At 60.5% G+C, this 23,586-nt stretch carries 20 protein-coding genes; 8 read left to right on the top strand and 12 right to left on the bottom strand.

Going from position 1 to position 23,586, the window contains the following annotated elements; genetic code table 11:
* Positions 1 to 107 precede the first annotated feature (107 nt).
* The 3 genes from KP626_RS06845 to KP626_RS06835 are packed head-to-tail and all read right to left on the bottom strand — an operon-like array spanning position 108 to position 7,257.
* The gene (locus tag KP626_RS06845; RefSeq protein WP_395976088.1) at positions 108 to 839 is read right to left on the bottom strand and encodes an MBL fold metallo-hydrolase; all 732 of its coding nucleotides are present in this window, start codon (positions 837 to 839) and stop codon (positions 108 to 110) included.
* 12 nt (positions 840 to 851) lie between these two features.
* A complete protein-coding gene (locus KP626_RS06840) occupies positions 852 to 4,139 on the bottom strand; it encodes a UvrD-helicase domain-containing protein (protein WP_395976086.1) in 3,288 nt (1,095 codons plus the stop codon).
* The gene (locus KP626_RS06835; RefSeq protein WP_395976084.1) at positions 4,123 to 7,257 is read right to left on the bottom strand and encodes a PD-(D/E)XK nuclease family protein; all 3,135 of its coding nucleotides are present in this window, start codon (positions 7,255 to 7,257) and stop codon (positions 4,123 to 4,125) included. The genes KP626_RS06840 and KP626_RS06835 overlap by 17 nt, the downstream gene beginning before the upstream one ends.
* 196 nt (positions 7,258 to 7,453) lie before the next feature.
* On the opposite strand from KP626_RS06835, the gene thpR reads away from it, so the two are divergent.
* Both thpR and KP626_RS06825 read left to right on the top strand, forming a co-directional pair.
* Complete coding sequence (gene thpR / locus KP626_RS06830) at positions 7,454 to 7,987, top strand: RNA 2',3'-cyclic phosphodiesterase (RefSeq protein WP_395976082.1); 534 nt, start codon at positions 7,454 to 7,456, stop codon at positions 7,985 to 7,987.
* 974 nt (positions 7,988 to 8,961) lie between these two features.
* Positions 8,962 to 9,210, top strand: a complete 249-nt coding sequence (locus tag KP626_RS06825) for a hypothetical protein (protein WP_395976080.1) — start codon at positions 8,962 to 8,964, stop codon at positions 9,208 to 9,210.
* A gap of 386 nt (positions 9,211 to 9,596) precedes the next feature.
* Here the strand turns inward: KP626_RS06825 and KP626_RS06820 are convergent, their stop codons facing one another.
* The 3 genes from KP626_RS06820 to KP626_RS06810 all read right to left on the bottom strand — a co-directional run bounded on the left by KP626_RS06820 (position 9,597) and on the right by KP626_RS06810 (position 13,553).
* Positions 9,597 to 10,577: an aldo/keto reductase gene (locus KP626_RS06820; RefSeq protein ID WP_395976078.1), complete on the bottom strand. Its 981-nt coding sequence runs from the start codon at positions 10,575 to 10,577 to the stop codon at positions 9,597 to 9,599.
* A 358-nt stretch (positions 10,578 to 10,935) separates the two neighbouring features.
* A complete protein-coding gene (locus KP626_RS06815) occupies positions 10,936 to 11,484 on the bottom strand; it encodes a pyruvate kinase alpha/beta domain-containing protein (protein ID WP_395978985.1) in 549 nt (182 codons plus the stop codon).
* Positions 11,485 to 11,597: 113 nt separating this feature from the next.
* Positions 11,598 to 13,553, bottom strand: coding sequence for a sodium-translocating pyrophosphatase (locus KP626_RS06810; protein WP_395976076.1), 1,956 nt, complete (start codon positions 13,551 to 13,553; stop codon positions 11,598 to 11,600).
* A gap of 360 nt (positions 13,554 to 13,913) precedes the next feature.
* Here KP626_RS06810 and KP626_RS06805 point away from each other — a divergent pair, with 360 nt between their 5' ends.
* The 3 genes from KP626_RS06805 to KP626_RS06795 all read left to right on the top strand — a co-directional run bounded on the left by KP626_RS06805 (position 13,914) and on the right by KP626_RS06795 (position 16,356).
* Positions 13,914 to 14,714 carry a lipoprotein gene (locus tag KP626_RS06805; protein WP_395976074.1) on the top strand — a complete coding sequence of 267 codons (801 nt, stop codon included), beginning with the start codon at positions 13,914 to 13,916 and terminating at the stop codon, positions 14,712 to 14,714.
* Positions 14,715 to 15,416: 702 nt separating this feature from the next.
* Positions 15,417 to 15,887: a methylated-DNA--[protein]-cysteine S-methyltransferase gene (locus KP626_RS06800; RefSeq protein WP_395976072.1), complete on the top strand. Its 471-nt coding sequence runs from the start codon at positions 15,417 to 15,419 to the stop codon at positions 15,885 to 15,887.
* A complete protein-coding gene (locus KP626_RS06795) occupies positions 15,874 to 16,356 on the top strand; it encodes a GNAT family N-acetyltransferase (protein WP_395976070.1) in 483 nt (160 codons plus the stop codon). The genes KP626_RS06800 and KP626_RS06795 overlap by 14 nt, the downstream gene beginning before the upstream one ends.
* Before the next feature lie 26 nt (positions 16,357 to 16,382).
* Here KP626_RS06795 and KP626_RS06790 read toward each other — a convergent pair whose 3' ends face one another.
* Entirely contained in the window at positions 16,383 to 16,847 is a 465-nt protein-coding gene (locus KP626_RS06790) for a serine acetyltransferase (protein ID WP_395976068.1), read from the bottom strand.
* A gap of 279 nt (positions 16,848 to 17,126) precedes the next feature.
* Between KP626_RS06790 and KP626_RS06785 the strand changes: the two genes are divergently transcribed.
* Positions 17,127 to 18,917, top strand: a complete 1,791-nt coding sequence (locus KP626_RS06785) for an alanine--tRNA ligase (protein ID WP_395976066.1) — start codon at positions 17,127 to 17,129, stop codon at positions 18,915 to 18,917.
* A 53-nt stretch (positions 18,918 to 18,970) separates the two neighbouring features.
* On the opposite strand, the gene KP626_RS06780 is transcribed toward KP626_RS06785, so the two are convergent.
* On the bottom strand, positions 18,971 to 19,375 hold the full coding sequence (locus KP626_RS06780; protein ID WP_395976064.1) for an FMN-binding protein: 405 nt from the start codon (positions 19,373 to 19,375) through the stop codon (positions 18,971 to 18,973).
* Between the two features lie 173 nt (positions 19,376 to 19,548).
* Here KP626_RS06780 and KP626_RS06775 point away from each other — a divergent pair, with 173 nt between their 5' ends.
* A complete protein-coding gene (locus tag KP626_RS06775; protein WP_395976062.1) occupies positions 19,549 to 20,379 on the top strand; it encodes a substrate-binding periplasmic protein in 831 nt (276 codons plus the stop codon).
* Between the two features lie 82 nt (positions 20,380 to 20,461).
* Positions 20,462 to 20,875 carry a hypothetical protein gene (locus tag KP626_RS06770; RefSeq protein ID WP_395976060.1) on the top strand — a complete coding sequence of 138 codons (414 nt, stop codon included), beginning with the start codon at positions 20,462 to 20,464 and terminating at the stop codon, positions 20,873 to 20,875.
* Positions 20,876 to 20,978: 103 nt separating this feature from the next.
* On the opposite strand, the gene KP626_RS06765 is transcribed toward KP626_RS06770, so the two are convergent.
* The 4 genes from KP626_RS06765 to KP626_RS06750 all read right to left on the bottom strand — a co-directional run bounded on the left by KP626_RS06765 (position 20,979) and on the right by KP626_RS06750 (position 23,278).
* On the bottom strand, positions 20,979 to 21,599 hold the full coding sequence (locus tag KP626_RS06765) for a hypothetical protein (RefSeq protein WP_395976058.1): 621 nt from the start codon (positions 21,597 to 21,599) through the stop codon (positions 20,979 to 20,981).
* 79 nt (positions 21,600 to 21,678) lie between these two features.
* Positions 21,679 to 22,245: a signal peptidase I gene (gene lepB / locus KP626_RS06760; RefSeq protein ID WP_395976056.1), complete on the bottom strand. Its 567-nt coding sequence runs from the start codon at positions 22,243 to 22,245 to the stop codon at positions 21,679 to 21,681.
* Entirely contained in the window at positions 22,235 to 22,432 is a 198-nt protein-coding gene (locus KP626_RS06755) for a DUF951 domain-containing protein (RefSeq protein ID WP_395976054.1), read from the bottom strand. The genes lepB and KP626_RS06755 overlap by 11 nt, the downstream gene beginning before the upstream one ends.
* A gap of 3 nt (positions 22,433 to 22,435) precedes the next feature.
* Positions 22,436 to 23,278: an alpha/beta fold hydrolase gene (locus KP626_RS06750; RefSeq protein ID WP_395976052.1), complete on the bottom strand. Its 843-nt coding sequence runs from the start codon at positions 23,276 to 23,278 to the stop codon at positions 22,436 to 22,438.
* Between the last annotated feature and the right edge of the window lie 308 nt (positions 23,279 to 23,586).

The raw sequence follows: 23,586 nt of genomic DNA, 5'->3' as shown, positions 1-23,586 counted from the left end.
CCTATTATAGCATTCCATCGCTCTCGAATCCATATACCTTGGAAATTCGGAGGATCCCTTTTTTCAACAAATCCCCATATAAAAATGAAACTATGACCGTAAAACCATTAAAAGGAAGCCCGCTCCCCCCGCCTGGTCCACCGAATCACCCGGGTGCCGCCGAAGGGCCCGCGGGCAACAAGTCCGTCTTGGGCACGGTAGTCCTCCCCAAAGTGCATGGGAGCGAACACCCGGGTAGGGATGGCGGAAAGGAAGGCCACGGCGCCGTTGGCGGCATCAGGGCCCAGGCGGCCGTCCACCGGGAACATCGCCAGATCCAATGTGGAGACGTCTCGGGAAAGGGCCGCCAGCTCCTCCCGGTAGGCCCGAGTATATCCCTGGGCCTCTTCTGGGGGCACCTCCTGGTTCCAGTGCCAGTCATTGAGATCCCCGGCATGGAAAAACCGCTTTCCCTCGGCCTCCACATAGAAGGAAACGCCCAGATCGGTGGAGCCATAGGCCCGGATCAACGCCAGTTCATCCCGATACGCCTCCCCTTTCTCCAAAAACACCACCGAAGACCGAAGGGTTTTGGGTACCTTGTCCTGGGCCTCCCGGGCCACCACATAGACCACGTCCTTCCGGCAGTTTTCATAGCCGAACACCACGGGGTTGAGATGGTCCCCGTGGCTGTGGGAAATCAGCACATACAGCCGTCCCGGCAGGGAGAGCCCCTCCTCGTCCATCACACCGTGACAAAGCCCCCGCCCCTCCCCCTGATCGAGATAATAATCCATGAGAAAGGATGCTTTTTCCCCATGTACCAGCATGCCGCTGTGGCCCAGATAGATCAATTCCATAACGGTTCCTCCTTACATATCCTCTTCCAAAGGCATGGTAAGCGCTTCTCCTGTCCGCAGCAAAAACAAGATCACCTCTCCCACCCTAAGGCCCATGGTCCGTTCCATGGCCCGACGGTAGATGCGCATCTGATGGCGGTAGCGCTCCTGCAACGCAAGGATTCCCCCGCCCGGCCGTACATAATCGGTTTTATAGTCCAGGATGATCAGCCTGCCATCCTCCACAAAGGCACAGTCCACAATGCCTTGAACCATCACCTCGCCGTCCCCCTCCATCAAAAGCTCCCGGGCTGGTACCACAAGGTTGAAGGGCAGCTCCCGATAAACCCGGGGGCTGGATGCTACCCGGGCGTAAACAGGAGACTTCACAAAACCCAGGATCATAGCGGGATCCACCGCCTCCGCCTCCCGCTGGGTCAACAGCTCCCGGCGAACCAGGCCCTCCAGCTGGGCGGCCAAGTCCTCAGCGGTAGCAATAGCCGAAAGATCCAGGAGCATCATGGCTTTGTGGACGATGGTTCCCCGTTCAGCGCCGGTAAATCCCTCTTCCTCCCCCACAAACCGGGGGCGGACCAGCTCCAGCCGTTCCTCAGGGGCTGTGCCCACGGCGGAAGGGGCCGCCCGCTGGGGCTGCTTTACCTGATCCTCATAGGGGTACCGGTAGTCCAGCCTGTGGGCCAGTTCCTCCATCTCCCGTGGGTCGGCCTCCTGGGCCAGTCGGGCAAAGGTGGGCCGCTGGGCCGCCCGAAGCCGGGGGACCTCCGTGAGCCGTTCCACCGCAAAGGCCTCGGCCGCGGGCAGAATCCAATCCAGGGGACACCGAGCGGATTGAGCCGCTGGAGGCGCCGTTTCCCCGTCCCCCGTAGCCACCACCAGGAGCTCCCGTTCCCCCCGGGTCAGGGCCACGTAGAGAATGCGCATCTCCTCCTCCAGGTTCCGGCGGCGGATGGCCGATCCCATGGGTTCCCGCAAAGGGCCGTCCTCCCGCTCCCCCTCCCGCAGAAGGGGCAGCGCCACGCCCAGGTCCCGGTCCACCGGCACCCCTCGCAGGTCGGCGGTGTTAAATCGGCTTTCAGCAGCGGCAAAGAACACCACCGGAAACTCCAGCCCCTTGCTGCCGTGAACCGTCATGATCCGCACTGCATCGCCAGCGGCGCTGGGAGCGATGGGCATCTCCCGGCCGGCGTGGCTGTCCTCCCGAACCCGATCCAGCACCTTCAAAAACTCATAGAGGTTTCCACCTCCTCGCTGGTCAAATTCCCGGGCATATGCTAGAACAGCCGTAAGAGGAGAAAGGTTATCCTGGTTCAGGGAATATAGATCCAAAGGCCCCGCCAACTCCCCTTTGATCCGTGCCACCAGCCGTTCCACCCCGTATACGGCGGCATAACGGCGGTATTCCGCCATCCTTCGGCGAAAATCGGTAACCGCCTCCAGAAGGGGGCCCGGCGTTTGGTAGGCGCTAAGGGCCTCATGGTAAGCTCCCTCCCGGCAGCTCAGCCGGATGGCGGCCAGGTCGTCGGCGGAAAGCCCCCATAGGGCAAGGGCAGCTAACAAAGCGGTATCGTCCAAAGGATTGTCCACATACCGCAGCAGGCCCAAAAGCGCTTCCATGGAGGGGGTTCCAAAATAGCCCGCCATAGGCGGGGTTACAGCGGGGATGCCGGCGGCGCTGAGCACCCTCTGTATCTCTCCCGCCCTATCCCCTATGCTCCGCAAAAGGATAACCATATCCCCATACCGGTATCCCTCTCCCCGCAGCCGTTCCATCTCCCGGGCCATGACCAGCGCCTGAGCAGCGGCGTTAGTAAGCTCCTCCTCCCGCAGGTCGGGAACCAGCAGCAGCCGAGGGCGTTCCCCCCACTCCCCCTGCCGGCCGGGGATCAGCCGATGCTCCTTTTGATAATCCACCCGTCCCAGCTCCGGGGTCATGCAACGGTCAAACACGGCGTTGACGGCCTCCAAAATGGCGGGGCTGCTGCGGAAGTTATGCTGCAGCTGAACCGCCAAGCAATCCTCCCGCTCCCGGTAGTCCTCAAACCGCCGGAGAAATAGGGTGGGCTCGGCATCCCGGAATCCGTAGATGCTCTGCTTGATGTCCCCCACAAAGAACTGATTTCCCGGCAGCAGGTCGATGACCGCCTGCTGAAGGGGGCTTACATCCTGATATTCGTCCACAAACACGTATTTGTATCGATGCCCCAGCTCCTCCTGGACCAACGGATCCCGGAGAACCCGGAGAGCCAGATGCTCCACATCGGAAAACTCCAACAGCCGCAGAGCGCTCTTCTCCTGATCCAGAAGCCGCCGGTATTCCAGCGCCAGCTCCCGGAGCAGGTCCGCCTGGGGCAGAAGCTCCCGGAGCGCGGCTCGATTCTCCTCCGGAGAGCGCAGGTAGACGGGACATTTGCCCGCCCAGGCGATGGCGGCTTTGGCGGCATCCACCCGTTCCTTGACATAATCCCGAAGCTCCGGCTCCTCCCGGTTCAAAGGGGTAATCCGGGGAAATACAAGGGCGTGTAGAGCCGCCAGGGCCTGGGGCCCCGGCTCCAGCGTTAGCGCCTCCCGGACGCCTAGGACACAGCCCCGCAGCTCGCCCAAGTATTTTTCCGCTCCCGGAGCCCCTTCCTCCACCGCCCGGACCGCCTCCTCCACCGGAAGGAGCAGCTCACAGCGAAGCCGCTGCCGGGCCTCTTGGGCATATTCCGCCAGCCAAGCGGCGTCGGCATAGGGCTGGGTCAGGCGGGCATAGAACCCCTCCCGGTCGGGCAGGGTCTGGGCGGTCTGATCCACCCGCTGGATCAATTGGGCCAGGGCCCGCTCCCCGCCGCAGCGGTCCACCAGGTCATAAAACCCCTGATCCCCCGTGGAGAACCGATCCTCCATAAGGGTTTCCATGACCCGGGTAGACAGCATAGCCCGCTGAATCTCCCCCACAAGGGAAAACATGGGATCCACCCTAGCGGCATGAAAAAACTCCCGGACCAAGTCCAGGCAGAAGGCGTGGATGGTGCTGATGCCGGCGGAGCCAATGGCGGAGATCTGCCGCCGGAGCCGGTTGTCGGGCTTCTTCGCTACGGCCTCCGCCAGGGCCTCCCGGATGCGGCTCCGGATGCCCTCTGTGGCGTTGACGGTAAAGGTCATCATCAGCATCTCCCGAATATCCGCCCCATGGGTGATGAGCCCCACGGCCCGCTCCACCATTACCGAGGTCTTGCCGCTGCCCGCCCCGGCGGATACCCCCACATTGCGGTCCCAGGTCAGGGCGGCGGCCCGCTGGGCGTCAGTCATCCGTTTCATAGAATCGGCCCTCCTCCCTTTCGCCGCCCCGGCGGCGGCAGATGCCCCCATAAGCGCAGAAGCGGCAGGGGTTGGCCCGACGGTTGGGCCGGGCCTGGCAGTCCCCCTCCAGCATGGCCTCCACCAGCTCCCCGGTCCGGGTGCGGGCCAGGTTCAGGATCTCCTCCAAACTCTCCTGGCTGCCTACCCCCGAGCGCTTGCTAAAGCTGCCGTCCCGGTTTCGCTGAATGGGCAGAATCTCGCTTTTGTTCTGGGTCATAAGGGCCGGATCCATGGCGTTGACGACGTCGTCCTCCCCCAGGGCCACCCCGTCCAAACGGTGCTTGTCCCCCCGGCCCACCGGCATGAGGAACATCCCGGCCACCTGAGCGCCCGTGGCCTCCTGAGCCGCGGCGGCGTAGATGGGCAGCTGCAAATCCGTTCCCTCCCGGATGGCCTCCAGATCATAGGACGCCTTGCCGGATTTATAGTCCACCACCCGGACATACCGGCGGCCATGGACGGTGGCCAGATCCACCCGGTCGATCTTCCCCATCACCCGGACGGGACGCCGCCCCGGCAACTGGATGAGAGCCCCCTCCCGGAAAAAGTCCTCCACCCCCACCGGCTGGAACCCGCTGTCTCGCAGCTGTGCGAACAGGGCGAGAAAGGCCTCCTGAGCCGCTTCGCCCAAGGCCTTTTTCTGATAGCCGTCCCGAGGCCCGGGAGCGGCCTTGCGCTGGGCAAAGATCTTCTCCACCACCTCCAGGGCCAGTTTCTGAATCTCCTCCCGGCCAAGGGTCCAGTCCCCCTTACGCAGAGCCACCACCTTTTCCAAAGCCTCATGGAGGATATCCCCCCGGTCCCGGGGAGCCACCCCCGGCTCCCGGATCTCCTGGGGACGGAGACCGCTTTCCACAAAATGGGAGAAAGGACACCGGGCGTATCGCTCCATCCGCGTGGCGGAGACCGCGCCCTTCGGCAAAAACAGCTCCTCCGCCAAACCCTCGTCCAAGTGGTCCAACCGGTGTAGATCCGGCTCCTCCCAACCCATGCGATCCCGGCAGACCCGGTACAGCGCGCCAAAGCTTCCGTCCACCGCTTCCCCCCGCCCATAGGCCCCGGCGGCGGTTCGCGCGGCGGCCGCCCCCGATTGCGCCGTTACCGCGTAGCCCCGGGCGTTCCCATAGCCCTGGGCGGGGTACACGCGGAGCTCCGGGAACAGGCGCAGCAGATCGGAAACCACCGGGCTGCGGCCCCTGGGGGTGCCCCGGCCGTCCAGAGCGGAATAGGACAAATAGAGCCGGCCCTTGGGCTTGCTGAATGCCCCATAGACCGTCCATTCCTCCTCTGCCATGCGAAGCTGGGCATCGTTGCCCAGCCAGAGGCCGGCGGCCTCCATCCGCTCCACCTCACGCTGGGGCAGGATGCTGGAGGGCCGGGGCGTCCGGGGCAGACAGCCGTCGTTGGCCCCCAGCACCAGGAGGCATTCCACCAACGCCGCCCGGCTCCGATCCATGTCCCCCACCGACACGCAGTCGGCGGTGGGAGGAAGAACGGCGATCTCCTCCGCCAAAAGCCCCGCCCGCACCGTCTGATAGAACTCCCCAGGGGTCAATAGCGCCTCCCCCATCATGGCGTCCATCTGGGTGAGGATGCCCATAAGGGCCTCGTAGGCTAGTTTTTCCTCGTCCGCCGCCTCCGGATCCTCCGTCACAAGGCCGCCCAAAAAGGCGGCGATGCCCTCCTCGTACTCCGCCATGGCGGCGTAGAAGGCCCGGGCCATAGCGGCGGCATTGCCCCGGAGCTCCGCCCGCAGGCGGCTAAGGGGGCGATGGACCCGCTCCAAAAGCCGCCGGGCGCCGGGATCCTCCTCCTGGGCGGCAGCCCGGGCCGATAGGTACCGCAGCCCCCGCTCCACCATGTAGTTCTGGACAAAGGCGGCCTCCTCCTCCGAGACGGGAAACAGGCCGGTTTTCAAAAGGGCCAGCACGTCGTCCCGGGCCATGCCGGAGACGGCGCATTTTAAAAGGGCCAAGCCAAACCGGCAGACGGTCTTTAGCATCACCGGGCGCTTCTCATCCAGAAAGCAGGGGATGCCGTGGGCCTCAAACTCCTCCCGCAAAAGGCCCGATAGGCCGGGGTCACATAGCTGCACGAAGATGTCCCGGTACCGGAGTCCCTCCTCCCGTACCAGGTAGGCGATGTACCGGGCGGCGGCGGCGGCCTCCTCCCGGCCATGGGCGGCCTCCCGGATGAGGACGCTGCCGTCGTAGGGGCCGCGGTACACGTTGTAGGGGAGGGAGAACAGCTCCGCCTCCAGATGCCGGAGCATGGGGGAGCGCTGGCGGAAGGCGGCCTCCTTGCCGTAGAGGGGGACGGGGTGCAGCCGTTTCCCCGCCGAAAGGGCCAGCTTTTCAATCCGCTTATAATGGCTCAGCTCCGTCTCAAAGATGGGGAAATCCCGGTCGTTCTCTTGGCCCAGGCGGAAGGTAACGGCCACCTCCTCCGCCGTCCCCATGATGGCGCCCACCGCCCGCAGAAGCTGGTCCGTCACCATCTCAAACCCATCGATGAACACATGGCTCCCCCGCAGCATGGGGGCCTCGGGGATGCGCCCCACCATCATCTCCATGCGGCCCACCACGTCGGTGTACCGGGAGAGGATGTCCTTTTGATAGGCCTCCAGCATCAGGGCCACGTCCCGCACCCGGGGGGAATCCATCTCCCGCAGCTCCTCCGGCCCGATGGAAAACCGCCGCAGCTCACAGAGCTGCTGGTATAAAAGGGCGGCAAAGCTGGGGGAGTTCACATACCCTCCAAAGGTGGCAAATTCCTCCCGATGGCGGAGCAGCAGCATGGACACCGCCATCACAGCCCCCCGCTCCGAGAGATAGGGCCGGGCCGCGCCGCCGGTCTCCTGCAGAACCCGGTCGCACAGCCGGGAGAAGGACAGCACCCCGCTGCCCGCCATGCCCCCCTGGGGACGGCGCTTTGCCATCTCCCACTCGGTTTGGAAGGTGGCCTGGTCCGGCACGATGAGGTACACCCGCTTGCCCGCCTCCATGGCGGCCTCCGCCATCTCGTACATCCTGCGGCTTTTGCCGCTGCCCGCCCGTCCGGCGATCATATGGACCATCCTGCCACCTCCTTTGTTTCTTCCTATTATACCGCCGAAGCCTCCGTTGGAAAAGAACCCATCCCAATGGATGGACAGATATTGGGCCCAATTTTTGCTCAAGCCACAAAATATGCGAAAAAAGGCGAACCCTGTCTTGTATCCAACCCTTCCACTCGGTATAATGAAACAAAGAAACGACGGAAGGATGGATGTCATGCGGCTGTTCATCGCCCTGGATATACCCGATAGCGCCAAGGAGATGCTGGGCACCCTGCAGCAGCGGCTGATGGCCCTGGGGGTAGGGGGCCGGAGCGTTCCCACCAACACCATGCACATCACCCTTCGGTATTTTGAACACGTGCCGGACAGCCTTGTCGATCTCATCGCCCAGGTGGTGCAGGCCGAGGGGGATTCCGCTCTGGCGCCCCTGTTGACCGTCAACGGCATCGGCGGCTTTGTCCGCTCCGGGGGCGACACCATCTACGCCCGGATGGGCGGGGATACCGACGCTTTAACCCATATGGAGCAGCGTATCAGCGCCGCCCTTCTGCGGCGAGGCGTCACCCAGGAGCCCCGGCCCTTCTTCCCCCACATCACCCTGATGCGAGGGGTAGATTACCGCACTGCCAACCAGCTCACCGTCAAGAGCGACATCTTCTTCGCCACCAATCTCACCCTTTACCGCAGCGTCACCACCGAGGGGCCTCCGGTCTACGACGCCCTGCTGTCCATTCCTCTGCCCCGCTAACCCGCCAAATCAACAGGAGACGGCTCACACCGTCTCCTGTTTTTGTATTTCCTATTCGGATACAAGGGCATTCCATTTATGGCTTTAGATATTTCAAAATCATTTCCCCTTCTCCCTTCGAGGGGGCCATGGGGGCAGGCTGAGCCTGCACCCTTGTTGCAACCGCTTCGCGGTTGCTGGTGTGCCCTTAACCAACTATCCTACAAATGCCAACCTTCTCCTTATAGCCGTACCTGTCCCCCCACGTGGGGGTCATGGGGGAAACTTCCCCCGTGTCGTTGGAGGGTTATGGGGCAGGCTGAGCCTGCGCCCTTGTTGCAACCGCTTCGCGGTCGCCAGTGTGCCCTTAACCAACTATCCTACAGATGCCAACCTTCTCCTTATAGCCGTACCTGTCCCCCCGCGAGGGGGCATGGGGGAAACTTCCCCCGTGTCGTTGGGGGGTTATGGGGGAGTGCAGAGGGGGCCTAAGGGGGGCATTGCGAAAGTCCCCCTGGCCCCACTCTGCAAAAAAAGAAGATGGCTCTTCGCCATCCTCTTTCAAAAAATAAAACTCCAACCCTTCAGTTCTTGCTCTACCCCAGCCTTTTTTCCAATCCCTGCTGTTCCATGGAATCCAGAGTAAATTTACAACACTGCAACACCAATAGGTTAAAAGAAATTCCATTCTGTTGCGCCACACAGTTTAATCGATCAAACAACCCTTCAGTAAAGCGCACGGTACGGGGAATATTGGCTCCGCTAAACTCATTTTGAATTTGGAACACCGGTCAATCCCCCCATCCTTTCACCATTGCCGCCCTTATTCTATCCTATCTTTTGTAAAGACGCCTTGTTTTATCTTTAACCCAGATATCACATTATATGAATAGTATATCGGGCCAACTTTTTTTCAACTAGAACCAGATTCGGTTATATTTTTGGTTACAGCCTCCCTAGTTCAGATCACTTAAACTGTTCCACGGAGGCATGCTATGAATCTGCTGCAACAGGTAATGGTACATATCCTCACCAGGGAACCTCTCTGCATATCCCTCATGGATTGGGATGATAAAGCCATGGCCGAGGCCGTCAACCAAACAGCCCTCCGTGCCCTAGCCCAAATCCAGGCCTTGGTTTATCAAGAGGAGCTTTCCTACCAGGAGCGGCTCCTGCAGATCAACCAAACCCTTATTGGCATTGGAATCCATCCCTCAACGCATAACCTCCGGGATGGATTTTAAGCAAACGGCCCGGCAGCATGGGCCGTGCACTTTCTTTTTCCTCAATGGAAAGGACCGGCTAGGCCGGTCCTTTTCGCTTCCCGACACCTCTATTTCCGATTTTTTAGTTTTTCCACCGCTTCTTCGCTAAACAGATAGTTTCTCTTTCCAGCGCTTCTAAACTCCGCTGGAGAAAAATTCATAGTCTGAACCAGTCTTAAAAGATAACTAGAGGTAATTCCCAAGGTATTTGCCACTTCCGCCGTAGTAAAAACAGTTCTTACGTCAGACATATAACCATTGCCCGCTTTCTTCTTACTTTATATGGTCATACGTCGTATGTCAATACCAATTGTATAATATACCCCACATTAAAAAGCCGGCCATCAGGCCGGCTTCTATGATCCCTACCGCATGCGGGCCTCCCAGAACCCCTTGCGGATTACCCCGGTCTCCCGGGCCACGTCCTCCAGCAGCCCCTGTTCCCCCACCGATAGGGTCACCTGCGTGGCTCGCTTGGCGGCTTCCACGTGTCCCGGCTTGGTCACCCCGATCAACGGAATAGCCCCCAGCCCCATAACCCAGGCGGTGGCGATCTCCGCTGGGCCCACTCCCCGTAGGTCGCCCATCTCCCGCATCCGATCCAATAGGGGTTCGATGGCGGCAAGCTCCTCCCTGCCAAAGGCCTTGGCCCGGCGGGTACCCCTGGGAAAGGGGTGCTGTGCGTCGTATTTCCCCGTAAGAGCGCCCTGCTCCAGCACCATATAGGCAAAAAAGGGGATCCCTTCCCGGCGGCACCAATCCACAATGCCGGTATTGAGGCTGTCCCGGTACAAGAGGCTCAGATGGTTCTGTACTCCCGCCAGGGGAATCCCCTCCCCGGCCAGGATGTCCTGCACCTGCCGGAGCTGCCGTAGGTTGTGATTGGAAACCCCCACGCTCTTTGTCAGGCCCTTTTTCACCAGAGGGATGATGGCGTTTGTCCATTTCTGCACCTTAGCGGGCCGGTGGATCCACAGAATATCGGTATCCGTTACCCTCAGCCGGTTCAGGCTTCCGCCCAGGGACCATCCCATCATTGCCCGGGGCATGGGGCCCATGGGCATGAACTTGGTGGATAGGACGTAGTCCTCCCGATCATAGGTGGAGAGGAACTCCCCCAAAATCCGTTCCGCCGCCCCCATGCCGTACACGGGAGCGGTATCCCAGAGATTGAACCCCTCCTCCATTGCCCGCCGGAAGATGGGTTCTAGGTCCTCCCGGCGCAGATGGTTGCCAAAGACCTGGTTACCGCCCATAAACCCGGTACCCCAGCTCCAGGTGCCCAGGGCGATGGGAGGGATCCGTTTCCCCGCCAGACGCAGGCCGTAATCCCTCTGTGCCTGCACAATATGCTCCTGTGTTTCTTTTTCCTTCACTTCTCCGTCGCGCTCCATCGCCTCCGGGCGGTGCCCGGCCCCGTGTTGCAACCATTCCGCGATTACGGGTGTGCTTCTAACCAATCCTTACCGTTGGGCACTACGGCTTCTCAACCATCTAGCCCTCCGTCCGCGGCTTGGCTGCGGGTACCGCCCGCTACCGTTGGCCGCCATAGGTTTGGAGCCACTGCTCTCCGCCCGCGGCAGGCTGAGCCTGCACCCGTTTTGCAACCGCTTCGCGGTTGCGGGTGTGCCCCTAACCATCGCCTTACCGTTGGCTACCATAGGTTTTCATCCACCACGCCAGTTCCGCGGCTTGGCTCCAAGCTCAGCTTGGTTTGCAGATGATCTCCGCTATCCTGCAATCCAATATCCTAGCGGCGTGGGCGGTTCGCATGATCAGGGCGGTGTCCACTCCGCCGCCGGTGCCCCCCAGCGCCAGGATGGGCTCCATATAGGGGATCAGCCCGGCGTCCAGGGCCATGACGGCGCACTCCACAGCCACCTTGGTCCCCTGGCCGAACATCCTAAGGGTATGGGCCATCACTTCCACCGGATACACCCCCTGGAACCGGGTGGACAGCCCCCGCTCCGCCCCGCTCAGCACATGGCTGGCGGTAAGAATGTGCATTCCCTTTTCGGTAAGCTCCGCCCGAAGGTCGGCGGGGAAAGCCTGCTCCCCCGGCGCCTTAAACCCGTTGCAGAGGGTCACCGCCACCACGTTAAGCCCTGCGTCCAGAGCCTTGACCAAGTATCGGGCGGTATCCCCCTTGCTGCTGGGCGCCACAATGGTGCCGATTCCCCGGTCCTGCGCCGCCTGGATGGCAAGATCCACAGTTTGCTCCAGGTTCTCCCTGCCGGGCTTTTCAAAAACGATCATGTCCCCCACATCCTTTTCACTTCGATATCATATTATAGGCATTTCCCCCGGCATTCCGTCAAGGAAAAGAAAAAAGCGCCCGGCGGATGCCGGACGCTTTTGTGGTTCGATTACATGAACAGCGGCGCGAATACCAGAGCCACAATGCTCATGAGCTTGATAAGGATGTTCAGAGCAGGGCCGGAGGTATCCTTGAAAGGATCGCCCACGGTGTCGCCGATAACGGCGGCCTTGTGAGCCTCGCTGCCCTTGCCGCCATGGGTGCCGCCCTCGATGTACTTCTTGGCGTTATCCCAAGCGCCGCCGGCGTTGGCCATCTGGATGGCAACCAGCACGCCGGTAACGGTAGCGCCCACCAGGAGGCCCGCCAGAGCGCCGGCGCCCAGCACCACACCGGTGAGGATGGGAGCCACGATGGCGATGAGGCCGGGGATGATCATCTCACGGATTGCGGCACGGGTGGAGATATCCACGCAGGTGCTGTAATCGGGTTTGTCGGTGCCCTCCATGATGCCGGGCTTCTCCCGGAACTGGCGGCGCACCTCGTCGATCATCTTGTTGGCCGCTTTGCTGACGGCGTCGATGGTCATGGCGGAGAAGAGATAGCTCAGCATACCGCCGATGAACAGGCCCGCGATGACATAGGGGCTCATAAGATCCACCAGGGTGAGGCCCACGGCGGAAGTATAGGTGGAAAGCAGGGCCAGGGCGGTCAGAGCGGCGGAGCCGATGGAGAAGCCCTTGCCGATGGCAGCGGTGGTGTTGCCCACGCTGTCCAGGTGATCGGTAATCTCCCGGATCTCGCTGGGCATACCGGCCATTTCAGCGATACCGCCCGCGTTGTCGGCCACGGGGCCGTAAGCGTCAACGGCGATGGTCATACCCACGGTAGACAGCATGCCCACGGCAGCCAGCGCCACGCCAAACAGGCCGGCGGCGGCGTAGGAAGCGATTACCGCGGCGGAAATCAAGAGGATGGGCACCACGGTGCTCTTCAGGCCGATGGCATAGCCCGAAAGGATGGTGGTAGCAGGACCGGTCTCGCTCTGGTCCGCGATGCGCTTTACGGGCTTGTAGTCAGCGGAGGTGTAGTACTCGGTAGCCACGCCGATGACCAGGCCGGAAACGATACCGGAGATAATGGCATAGAACAGGTTGATGTCGATGGAAGCGGTCAGGAAGTAGGCGGCCGCCACCATGAGAATGGCGGAGATATAGGTGCCGGACTTCATGATGGCATGAGCGTTCTTGCCCTTGATGAACCGCACGATGATGATGCCGATCAAGGAAGCGGCAATGCCGCCGGCCACCAGCAGGAAGGTGGTCTTCACGCCCACGGCGCCCAGGGCCAGGGCCCCCAGCAGAAGAGCGGAGATGATGGAACCAACATAGGACTCGAACAGGTCGGCGCCCATGCCGGCCACGTCGCCCACGTTGTCGCCCACGTTGTCAGCGATAACGGCGGGGTTCCGGGGGTCATCCTCGGGGATGCCGGCCTCCACCTTGCCAACCAGGTCAGCGCCTACGTCGGCAGCCTTGGTGTAGATGCCGCCGCCAACGCGGCAGAACAGGGCGATGGAGCTGGCGCCCAGGGAGAACCCGGTCACCACGTTAATGTCCTGGAAGATGTAATAGAGCACGGCCAGGCCAAGAGCGCCCAGGCCAACCACAGCCAGGCCCATAACGGCGCCGCCGGCAAAAGCCACGTCCAGAGCGGGCTTTAGGCCCTTCTCCGCGCTCTGGGCAGTACGGACGTTGGACTTGGTAGCGGCCTTCATGCCAAAGAAGCCGGCTCCAATGGAGAACAGGGCGCCCACCACAAAGCAGATGGAGGTATTGAGGCCCAGTCCAGGGGTAAAGCACAGAATCGCAAACATGACGACGATAAACGCCGCCAGCACGATATACTGCCGCTTGAGGTACGCCATGGCGCCGTCCGAGATATACCCGGCAATCTCAGCCATACGGGCGTTGGTCACTTTGATAGAGGCGTTTTTCACGTAGAGATACGCCGCAAACAGCAGCGCAAGCACGGAAACCCCTATCGCATACAGGTAGTAGTTCAAGCTTCTCACCTCATGGAAATAGTATTGCGTTCCCTCGCAAAAATGAAAATCTATCCAAAAAACATCCATTTTATATCCAGGATATAAAATGGACCTTTCCAGGATCCAGGGCGTCTCACAGTGCTTCAATTATAATATAATATGGCCATTTGTAAATAGTTTCTTGCCATTTGACCCCCGCCGGGCCGGCGGATTTTGGGGAATTTTCAAGATCGGAAACCGTCGGCGCCCTCCATTTCATAAAAAGCCCGCCTGATACAGCGCCACGGTAAACGGCCTTTCCCCGTTCCTTTGCCGGGCTTGATTCCCCCCCGGCCTTTTATGCTATAATCCTATTAATTAAAAAACGGGAGAACGCGCATGAAAAAGATAATATGCCTGCTGATGGTCCTCTCCATGGTTTTGATGCTGCTGGCGGGCTGTGGACAACCCGAAGCGGATCTTTACGTCCCCGAGGATTTGGCGGAAAGCCCCCTTTTCCTCGCCCTGGTAAATGGGTTTAACGAAACCCAAAGCCGGGAATTGGTGGTGGAATCCCTGCCGGCAGCTCAGCTCATGGACCGCCTGGAATCGGGGGAATTTCCCTCCGCCTTTTTTCTGATGACCCCGGAAGCCGAGGCCGCCCTCTCCACCCAGGAGGTCACCATCAACGAGATCTTTTACGATCCCGTGTACATCATCGGGCCACGGGAGGACCGGATTGGCTTGAGCCAGCTGGGGGAGTATTCCGCCGACCAGGTGCTCAAGCACATCATCCTCACCAAGAGCCCCTTTGTTCATGCGGCAAGCCTCACCAACCTGCGGAAGAAGGAGGTCCTGTTCTGGGAGCAGAACGGCATCACCCCCGATCCCGCCCTATATCTGGAAGCGGACCCCGCCGAGGACGGCATCTTAAAAACGGCGGCGGATCACAACGGGTATGCCGTAGTAGAGCGGTATGTCTATGAGCGTTATAAGGACCAATACCCCACCCTCACCCTGCTGCAGGATCAGTGCCAGGGCCTGGTGGATCGGTTTTGCATGGTGGTTCAGGGCACGGATACCGATTCCCTGGCGGTTCAGTTCGCCAGCTGGATGATGGACACCCCCGGCCAGGACATCATCTATTTCTACGGCATGGAGGAATACGGCGTGTCCCGCTATCTCCCCTCCATCCACTAACCGGCGGCGAGTCGCCGCTGACATGTTGCAACCGCATAGCGGTTGCGGACGGCCCCATGCCGTTGGCTCCGACGCTTTCCCCCCGCGGTTCTTTGCCCGTGGCAAGGCGCAGGCTCTGCCTGCCGGTTCCATTTTGCACGCCTACGGTGTGCGCGCCGGCCCCTAGTCACCGCTTTGCCAACCTCCATCCTCCCCGCCAATGGCCGCATAGGGCGGCGAGCCGTCGCGGGCATCTTGCAACCGCATAGCGGTTGCGGACGGCCCCATGCCGTTGGCTCCGATGCTTTCCCCCCGCGGTTCTTTACCTGTGGCAAGGCGCAGGCTCTGCCTGCCGGTTCCATTTTGCACGCCTACGGTATGCGCGCCGGCCCCTGGTCACCGCTTTGCCAACCCCCATCCTCCCCGCCAATGGCCGCATGGGGCGGCGAGTCGCCGCTGACATCTTGCAACCGCATAGCGGTTGCGGGCGGCCGGCTCTATGCATCTACTATCCGCTATCATGCCGTCCCGCGCCACTGGCCCCAACGGCATTCTTCTAGGCATGGACACCCTTTAAGCCGGGTTCGTTATCGCCCACGGTATCATTTCTCTCCTGTGGTTCGGCCCTTCTCTCCCCCTAGCTGCATGGATCTCCCTGTTTCGTCCGGGATTTCTTGTGCTATACTACTGGTATCATCACCGGACGGAACGCAAGGAGCAGCCATGTCGACCTATTTTGGACAAACCACCACCCCCCTTGGGGATGTATACGTCACCGAGAACCAATATGGGGTAACCTCCATCCGGTTTTCGGAGGCGCCGCCCTTGGATCTCCGGATCGACGGCGGCCTTCAAACGGATATTCTTTCCCAGATACGGGCGTACTTTGGAGGTTCTCGCCATATAATAGAGGTGCCATTTCAACTGGAAGGCCCCCCCTTCTATCGGCGTGTCTATGAGGCGGTGCGGCGGATTCCCTATGGAGAAGCGCGCAGCTATGGGGAAATCGCCCTGATTTGCGGGCGTCCAGGCGCCGCCCGGGCGGTGGGCTCCGCCATGTCCCACTGTCGTCTCCCCCTTATCATTCCCTGCCACCGGGTCATCGGCGCAGGGCGGCGGCTGGGGGGCTACTCCTCCAGCCGGATGAAGCGATTTTTATTGGATTTGGAAGGAACCGATTATGTACGAGATTAGGCGTCTGGCCTATGAGGACCTGCCGGCCCTTGCAAAGATGTATTCCTACTACGCCCAACACACCGTGACCACCTACTGCAACCACGAGGTCTCCCCTCAGTACATGAACGGCCTGCTGCGGGGGCCGGGCCATCACTGTTTTGTGGCGGTTGCGGAGGATGGCTCCATCGCGGGGTACGTCCATCTGACCCCCGTGTTCTCCATCCTGGGCAAAAAATACGAGGTAGCCATCTATCTGATGCCCCAGCACACCGGAAAGGGGCTGGGACGGCAGATGGTGCGGTACGGCGAATCCTTTGCAAAAAAAGCCGGCGCCAGACATCTGGCTGTGTCGGTGTGTACCGAAAACACCCCCTCCCTCTCCCTGTTCGACGCCCTGGGATACCGCCGTACCCGGATCAAGGTGGCGGCTGGGGAGAAGTTCGGCCGTTTTCTGGATACCCAGCTCTTTGAAAAATCCCTGGTCTGACGTATCCCCCGGATGGCCCGCCTCCATCATGGATCCCTGGAAAGCACCCGAGGGCGCTGGGCTACCACGGTACAGCCGTCCGGCACATTTTCACAGACCACCGCACCGGCGCCGATCTTCGCATGGGCGCCGATTTTTATTTTGCCCACCAGTACCGCACCCGCTCCGATCACGCAGCCGGGGCCGATCTCCGGCGCGGCATGCCCCACCTCCCCAATGGTAACGTTCTGATAGATCCGGCAGCCCGCGCCGATGACCGCGTAGCGGGAAATAAACACCCCATGGAGGCCATGGGGCAAAACCGGTTCTCCGGCAAAAACAGCGCCCCTGCCGATATACCCTCCGTGGCGGTGGGCCATGCGGTTAAGCAAAAAGGTCAGCACGTCCCCCATCCAGCCCGTTTGGGTTCGTTCCCTCCACCGAAACAGCCGCCAAAAGGTTCGCAGTCCGTCCCCGGTGGAATAATCGCTGATCCACTCCCGTCCGTTCATGTGGAGCCCTCCCATCCATTTCTCGCCGTTATGGTATCAAAAAAGGCCCTGTAATACCTGTTCTTTCTCAAACAAACTCCTGATGCTTCTTTGACAAAACCCATACAATTTTCTAAACGCGGTCGATGCTCCACTGGTACCGCCGGCCCTTATCGATTTTCCACCGCTATCCCCCGCCCGCACCATGTCAGCGGCGACTCGCCGCCTTGACAGGGATTTTTCCCGGCGTATATAATGTTTTATCGGTTTTCAACCATCTCATGAAAAAGGCGGAGGATTATGAAAAAACTAACGGGCAATCAGCTACGAAGCATGTACATACAGTACTTTGTGGATCAGGGCCACAAGCAGATCAAAGGCGCCAGCCTGATCCCGGAAAACGACCCCAGCGTTCTGTTTACCACGGCGGGCATGCATCCCCTGGTTCCCTACCTTCTAGGGGCCAAGCACCCCATGGGCACCCGTCTTACCGACGTACAGAAATGCGTCCGCACCGGCGATATCGACGACGTGGGGGATAACAGCCACGCCACCTTCTTCGAGATGCTGGGCAACTGGTCCCTGGGGGACTACTTTAAAAAGGAAGCGATTCCCTGGAGCTACCGCTTCTTGACCAGCCCCGATTACCTGGGCATCGACCCGGACAGGCTGGCCTTTACGGTGTTCGCCGGGGATGACGACGTGCCCCGGGATATGGAATCCTACGAGATCTGGCGGAGCCTGGGCGTTCCCGAGGATCGGATCTTCTTCCTCCCCCGTAAGGACAACTGGTGGGAGACCGGCGGCGCCACCGGCCCCTGCGGCCCCGATACCGAGATGTTCCTCATCATGAAGGAACCCTGCAGCCCGGACTGCCACCCCGGCTGTTCCTGCGGGGCCTACCTGGAGATCTGGAACGACGTTTTTATGGAATACAACAAAAAGGCCGACGGCACCTATGAGCCCCTGCCCCAGAAGAACGTGGACACCGGCATGGGCCTGGAGCGGACCATTGCGGTGCTTCAGGGGGTATCCTCGGTCTATGAAACCGATATCTATCAGCACATCATCTCCACGGTGGAGGAGATCTGCGGCAAAAAGACCACCCAAGGGGAGGAGATCAAAAAAGCCATCCGCATCGTAGCGGACCACCTGCGCTGTGCCACCTTCATCATGGGGGATGAGCGGGGTGTAAGCCCCAGCAATGTGGACCAAGGCTATGTGCTGCGGCGGCTGATCCGCCGCGCGGTGCGGTTCGGGCGGAAGCTGGATCTCCCCGCCGAGCGGCTGACGGATGTGGCCCAGGCGGTCATCGACACCTATCAGGAAGTCTATCCCGAGCTGGTGCAAAACAGGACGTTTATTATGGATCAGCTTCGCCAGGAGGTAAAGCGGTTCTCCCGGACCCTGGAGCAGGGCGTGCGGGAATTTGAGCGGGTAGCCAAAAAGGCCCAGGACGGCGCCATCGACGGCGTCACCGCTTTCCACCTGTATGATACCTACGGCTTCCCCATCGAAATCACCCAGGAGATGGCCCGAGAGGCGGGTCTCACGGTGGATACCCAGGGCTTTGAGGCCGCCTTTAGCGAACACCGGAAGAAATCCCAGGCGGGTAGCCAGCAGCGGTTTGCCGGCGGATTGGTGGAGGCCAATGAGGTGACGGCCCGGCTTCATACCGCCACCCACTTGTTGCTTGCGTCCTTGAAACGGGTGCTGGGAGAGGATGTAAACCAGAAGGGCAGCAACATCACCCCCGAGCGGCTGCGGTTTGACTTCAACTTCGGACGGAAGATGACCCCCGAGGAAAAGCAGCAGGTGGAGGATCTGGTCAACGACGCCATCCGGCGGGATCTGCCCATCACCATGGAGGAGATGACGGTGGAGGAAGCCAAGGCGGCGGGCGCCACCGGCGTGTTCACCGACCGGTACGGCGAGAAGGTGAAGGTCTATACCATGGGCGACTTCAGCAAGGAGATCTGCGGCGGCCCCCACGCCAGCCGCACCGGCGAGCTGGGGGTATTCAAAATCCAGAAGGAGGAGAGCTCCTCTCAGGGAGTACGGCGCATCAAGGCCGTGTTGAAAGCGGAATAAACGAACTCAAAAAAGGCTGGGCGGCGATTGCCGTCCAGCCTTTTCTCTTTCCATCATTTCTTCTCCATGGCCTTGTTGTACAGCTGCACGAAGGTGGTATGGGACTGGGTCGCGCCGGCCACCGCCTCCACCTTGTTGATGTCCTGGGTGTCCAGCAGGGCCTTGGGATAGGTGGCGGAACCAGCAATGGCGGTCTGGGCGGCCTGGTACTGGTCCTCTCCCAAATCCTTACCGTAATCCTTATCCTTCAGGGTGCCGTTGGCATATTCCTTCCAATCCACGCCGGTGATCTTCCCATCCTCGCCCAGGGTAATCACCAGTTCGGCGCTGTTGCCATAGGTGTCCTTGGGGCTTTCGGCCTTGTATTCCCCGGCGGGATTCTTGCTGTCACCGCCGCCGCAGGCAGCAAGGCAAACCACGGCCAGCACGCAGAGGACCACGCTCAATACTCGTTTCATCTCAAATCCTCCAATCGATGGATGCGTTCGGACCGATCTTCCGGCCCCATGCCCTTAGTATATTCATTTCAAAGGATTATAAACATTCCGTGAAAATCCCGCAACCCTTCTCCTCTGCCGTTGAAGAAACGCTCCGGCTCTGATAAGATAAGACAATACGAGGAGGCGCCGTTATGCACCTACAATACCATCGCCGCAAAAAGCTGATGCTCCGGATCCTCATGGTACTGGCTGCTCTTACCGTGCTGTCAGGGGGTATTTTTTTGTTTTTGCGGATCATCCGGGGCGCGCCCCAGCAGGTGCTGCCGGGCATCTACAGCCGGGGCACCATCCTCATCGGGGTCACGTCGGATACCCCGCCCCTGGGCTCCCTGGATGCGGACGGCAACCTCACCGGGTTTGAGGCGGATCTGGCGCGGGCCATCGGCAGCCGGATCGTCAACGAAAAAGCGGTGGTGCTGGTGCCCGTCACCAACCGTACCCGGGCGGCCAAGCTGGATTACGAATACATCGACTTCGCCGTGGCCATGATCAGCAACACCCAGGCCAACCAGGACCGATACCAGCAGAGCGATCCCTACTACCGGGATCCGGTGGGGTTCCTATGCCGGCCGGGAGAGGTCACCGCCGAGAGCTCCCTGTCCGGCAAAACCATCGGCGTGTTTTTAGGTTCCCTGTCCAAGAGTCAGCTCCAGGCCAAAACCGAAAAGCTGGAGCAGAAGCCCCAACTCATCGACTACACCAGCTTTGAAGAGCTGTCCGCCGCCCTGACGGCAGGAGAAATCGACCTGGTCTGTGCCGAGCAAAGCCTGCTCCGGCAGATGGACGTATCGGGGTTCTCCATTGTCGATTACACCATCGGCACCATCGACTACGCCGTAACGATGCGGAAGAACGAAACCGACCTCTACCAGATCGTTGGTCGAATCCTGGGGGATATGGGCAAGGACGGCACCCTAAGCGCCCTCTATCAAAAGCATGGTCTCACCCCACCCGGGGATTGATTCCCCGGGTCCCCTAAGGCGCGGGGCGCCGGCTGCCGCGTCCTCCCTTCGGCGTCCAATCAAATGGAAAGAAGGACTTTAAATGAACGGCATGCTCGTCTCCATTCTATATTTCTGCGCGGTGGCGTCCCTTGTTTTGATCACGGTTTTTCTGCTTCTGCGGCTGCTGCTGGCACGGCGGAAACAGCGGTCCGTAAAGGCGGCCGCCACGGCCCTTTCCCTCAGTGCGGCGCTTTTGGGCTTCGTCCTCTTATTTGTCTGCTCCCATCCCACGTATTACAAATACAACGATTGGTGGGTGCAGGGCCGAACCATCTCCCAGGTGGAAGCGCGGTACGGCCCCTTTGACATAAGCCGGAACGGGGTTCTGGGCTATTACATCTACACCGACAACGGGCCCATCATGCCGGATCATCTGCCCCATTACTATTACCTGGAGTATGACGACAACGGCATTGTCCGCAACGTGTACGAAGGCGTCGCTCCAGGGGGTTGAGCCTTTTCCCCACAAGCTTTTCCCTACGATAAAGCCTGGCTGTCATGCCGGGCTGTTTTTTTATCCGATTTGCCTCCGGCAGCGGGTGCCCATGGCAAAACGGCTAGTCCTCCATAGACCGGAAGCTGATCAGGGCCTTTTCCACCGTTTGAGCGGTAAGAACCTCGTATTGGGGCAGAGCGGACGCCGTGGCAATATACACCCGTCCGGCGGTGTTCCACATCATGTACCAGCCGTGAACCTCCTGTCCGCCAATGTGATAGCCAAACTCCCGGATTAGGCCATGGCAGTCCTCTCCCACCTGGATGGCCTTCCACTCCGTCAGGCCCTCCATCGCAACCCCGTTTTCCCGGTATCCCTGGGCATAGGCCGCCCAGGGATCCGCGGCCAGGCTGCGGATGGTGGCCTCGTCCCGGGAAAGGCCGGACGCCTCATAGGAGGAGATGGAGAACAGGGTGCTCTGGGTGGTGTCTCCCTGGTAGATGTAATACACCTGGTTGCCCTCCTCCGCCCGGTATCGGGGCCAATCGGCGGGGGTCATCAGAGACATCTGGTTTCCCACGTCCGTCAGCAGCACGGAGGCGCTGGTGGGCGCCTCTGGCGTCTGCTGGGGGGTGGGTTCTGGGGTAACCTCCGGGGTGGGCGCTGCCGCCGGAGTGCCGCCGCAGCCCATAAGCCCCAACAAAAGCAGTCCCGCCATGGTTTGCGTGAGCCATCGTTTCATGATTCCTCTTCCTCCTTTGTATGATCGTGAAACCGCAAAAAAGGCCCAGAAAAGCGGCAGCGCTTTCAGGGCCTTTTTCCTATTCCAATATCTTCAGCTTGTTCAAGGGCCAGATCAAAACCAAGCCTTTGCCCCGCACCTTCTCCAGGGGGATGGGGCCCACGGTTTCGTCCCGGCTGTCCATGCTATGGTTCCGGTTGTCCCCCATGACGAATACCGTGCCGGGCGGAACGGTAACGGGCTCCATATCCCGTGCCATGGTGCCGTCCGGGTTATAGGGGTCATCCAAGGGGGTGCCATCCACATAGACGCGGCCCTCCCGCACCTCCAGGGTTTCCCCCGGAAGGCCGATTACCCGCTTTACAAAAAGTCCCGATCGGTTGGGATACTCCACAATCACAATATCCATGCGGTTGGGCGCGCCAAAGTATAGGGACACCTTTTCCACCATCACCACATCGGAGGTATGGAGGGTGGGCTCCATACTAGGGCCCTCCACCGCCACGGCAAAGACCACCAAGGTGCGGAGCAATAGAGCGATCACCACCGCCACCAGGATGGTCCGCAGATAGGGTCCCAAGGGGGAGCGGTATTCCTTTCGGTCTTCCGTTCGCCGGTTTCTGCGCCGGCTCTGTCTACTCTCCACCGTCCAGCACCTTCTTGATCCGGGCGTTGAGCACCGGGCGTTCCAATACCACCACATGGCCGCAGCCCTGGCATTGCAGCTTGATGTCCGCCCCTACCCGGATGACGGTAAACATACTGTTGCCGCAGGGATGATTCTTTTTTAACTGCAGCCGGTCACCCGGCCGCAGACCCACCGTTTTATCCACCGTCTAGGCCTCGTAGCTGGCAAGGAAGTCGATGGCGGCGGCGTTGAACTTTGCAGGCTTCTCCTCATGGACCAGATGCCCCGTGTTGCGAACCACCAGCTCCTGGGCATGGGGCGGAATGCCAAAGTAGTTCCGGGCGTATTCCTCCATGGGACGAACCTTGTCGTCCTCCCCCCATACAAAGAGGGTATCATGCTGAAGGGTCTTCAGCCGGGCCAGCACCTCCTCCTCGCTGAAGTTCTGGATGCTGCGCACCAGGATATTCTTGGCCAGCTTGCTGTCCAAGGAGGTAAAGTAGGTTTCCACGTCCTCGAGACGGATCACCGTCTGATCAAAGAAGCAGGCGGAAAGGGTCTCCGCCACCACCTTGCGGGTCAGCATGGCGGAAGCCGCCGGCGCCAGGGCGCCGTTCAAGGCCCGAACCCAGTAGGGAAAGTTCCGGGTCATGCCGCCGGGAGCCACCATCACCCCGCGGCCCACCCGCTCTGGATAGTGGATCATAAAGTCCAGGGCATAGATGGCGCCGGACCCCACCGCCACAATGTGGGTCTGTTTGATACGCAGAGCGTTCAAGAGGGCCAGGATGAACTCGGAGTTCTCCTCGATGGAGTAGCTCAAATCCGGCTTATCGGAAAAACCATAGCCCACCATGTCGGGCGCGATGGCCAGAAAGTACTTTGCAAACTCCGGCAGATTCCGGCGGAAGGTATAGGCCGTTTGTCCGATGCCGTGGATGAACAGTACCGGGTCTCCGTCTCCCATGGCGGTAAACCGGATATTTACCCCTTGTACATCCACAAATTCCCCGGTATGCTCGTTATATATAAAATTGGTTTTTTCGTCCATTGTTCCGTCCTCCAGATGCACAAATTCCGGGGGTCCATAGGGATACCCCTCCAAATTAGAATCTTACATCATTCCCCGCCGCTTTGCAACCGCTTCCGGGCAGGGCCCGGCTCCCCGTTGCAGTCGCTTCGCGACCGCGGACACTTCCTCGGCCAGCCCGTGGCCTAGCCCCCGCTTTTGCTCTCCTCTCCTGCTTTTCCGTTTTGGGCAGGGCCCGGCTCCCCGTTGCAGTCGTTTCGCGACCGTGGACACTTCCTCGGCCAGCCCGTGGCCTAGCCTCCGCTTTTGCTCTCCTTTCCTGCTTTCCC

Origin of the sequence: Christensenella sp. MSJ-20, assembly GCF_044357945.1 — a bacterium.
GTDB lineage: Bacteria > Bacillota > Clostridia > Christensenellales > QAND01 > QAND01.
The sequence above is the reverse complement of the archived record's forward strand: the minus strand, read 5'-3'. Positions and strand labels throughout refer to the sequence as shown.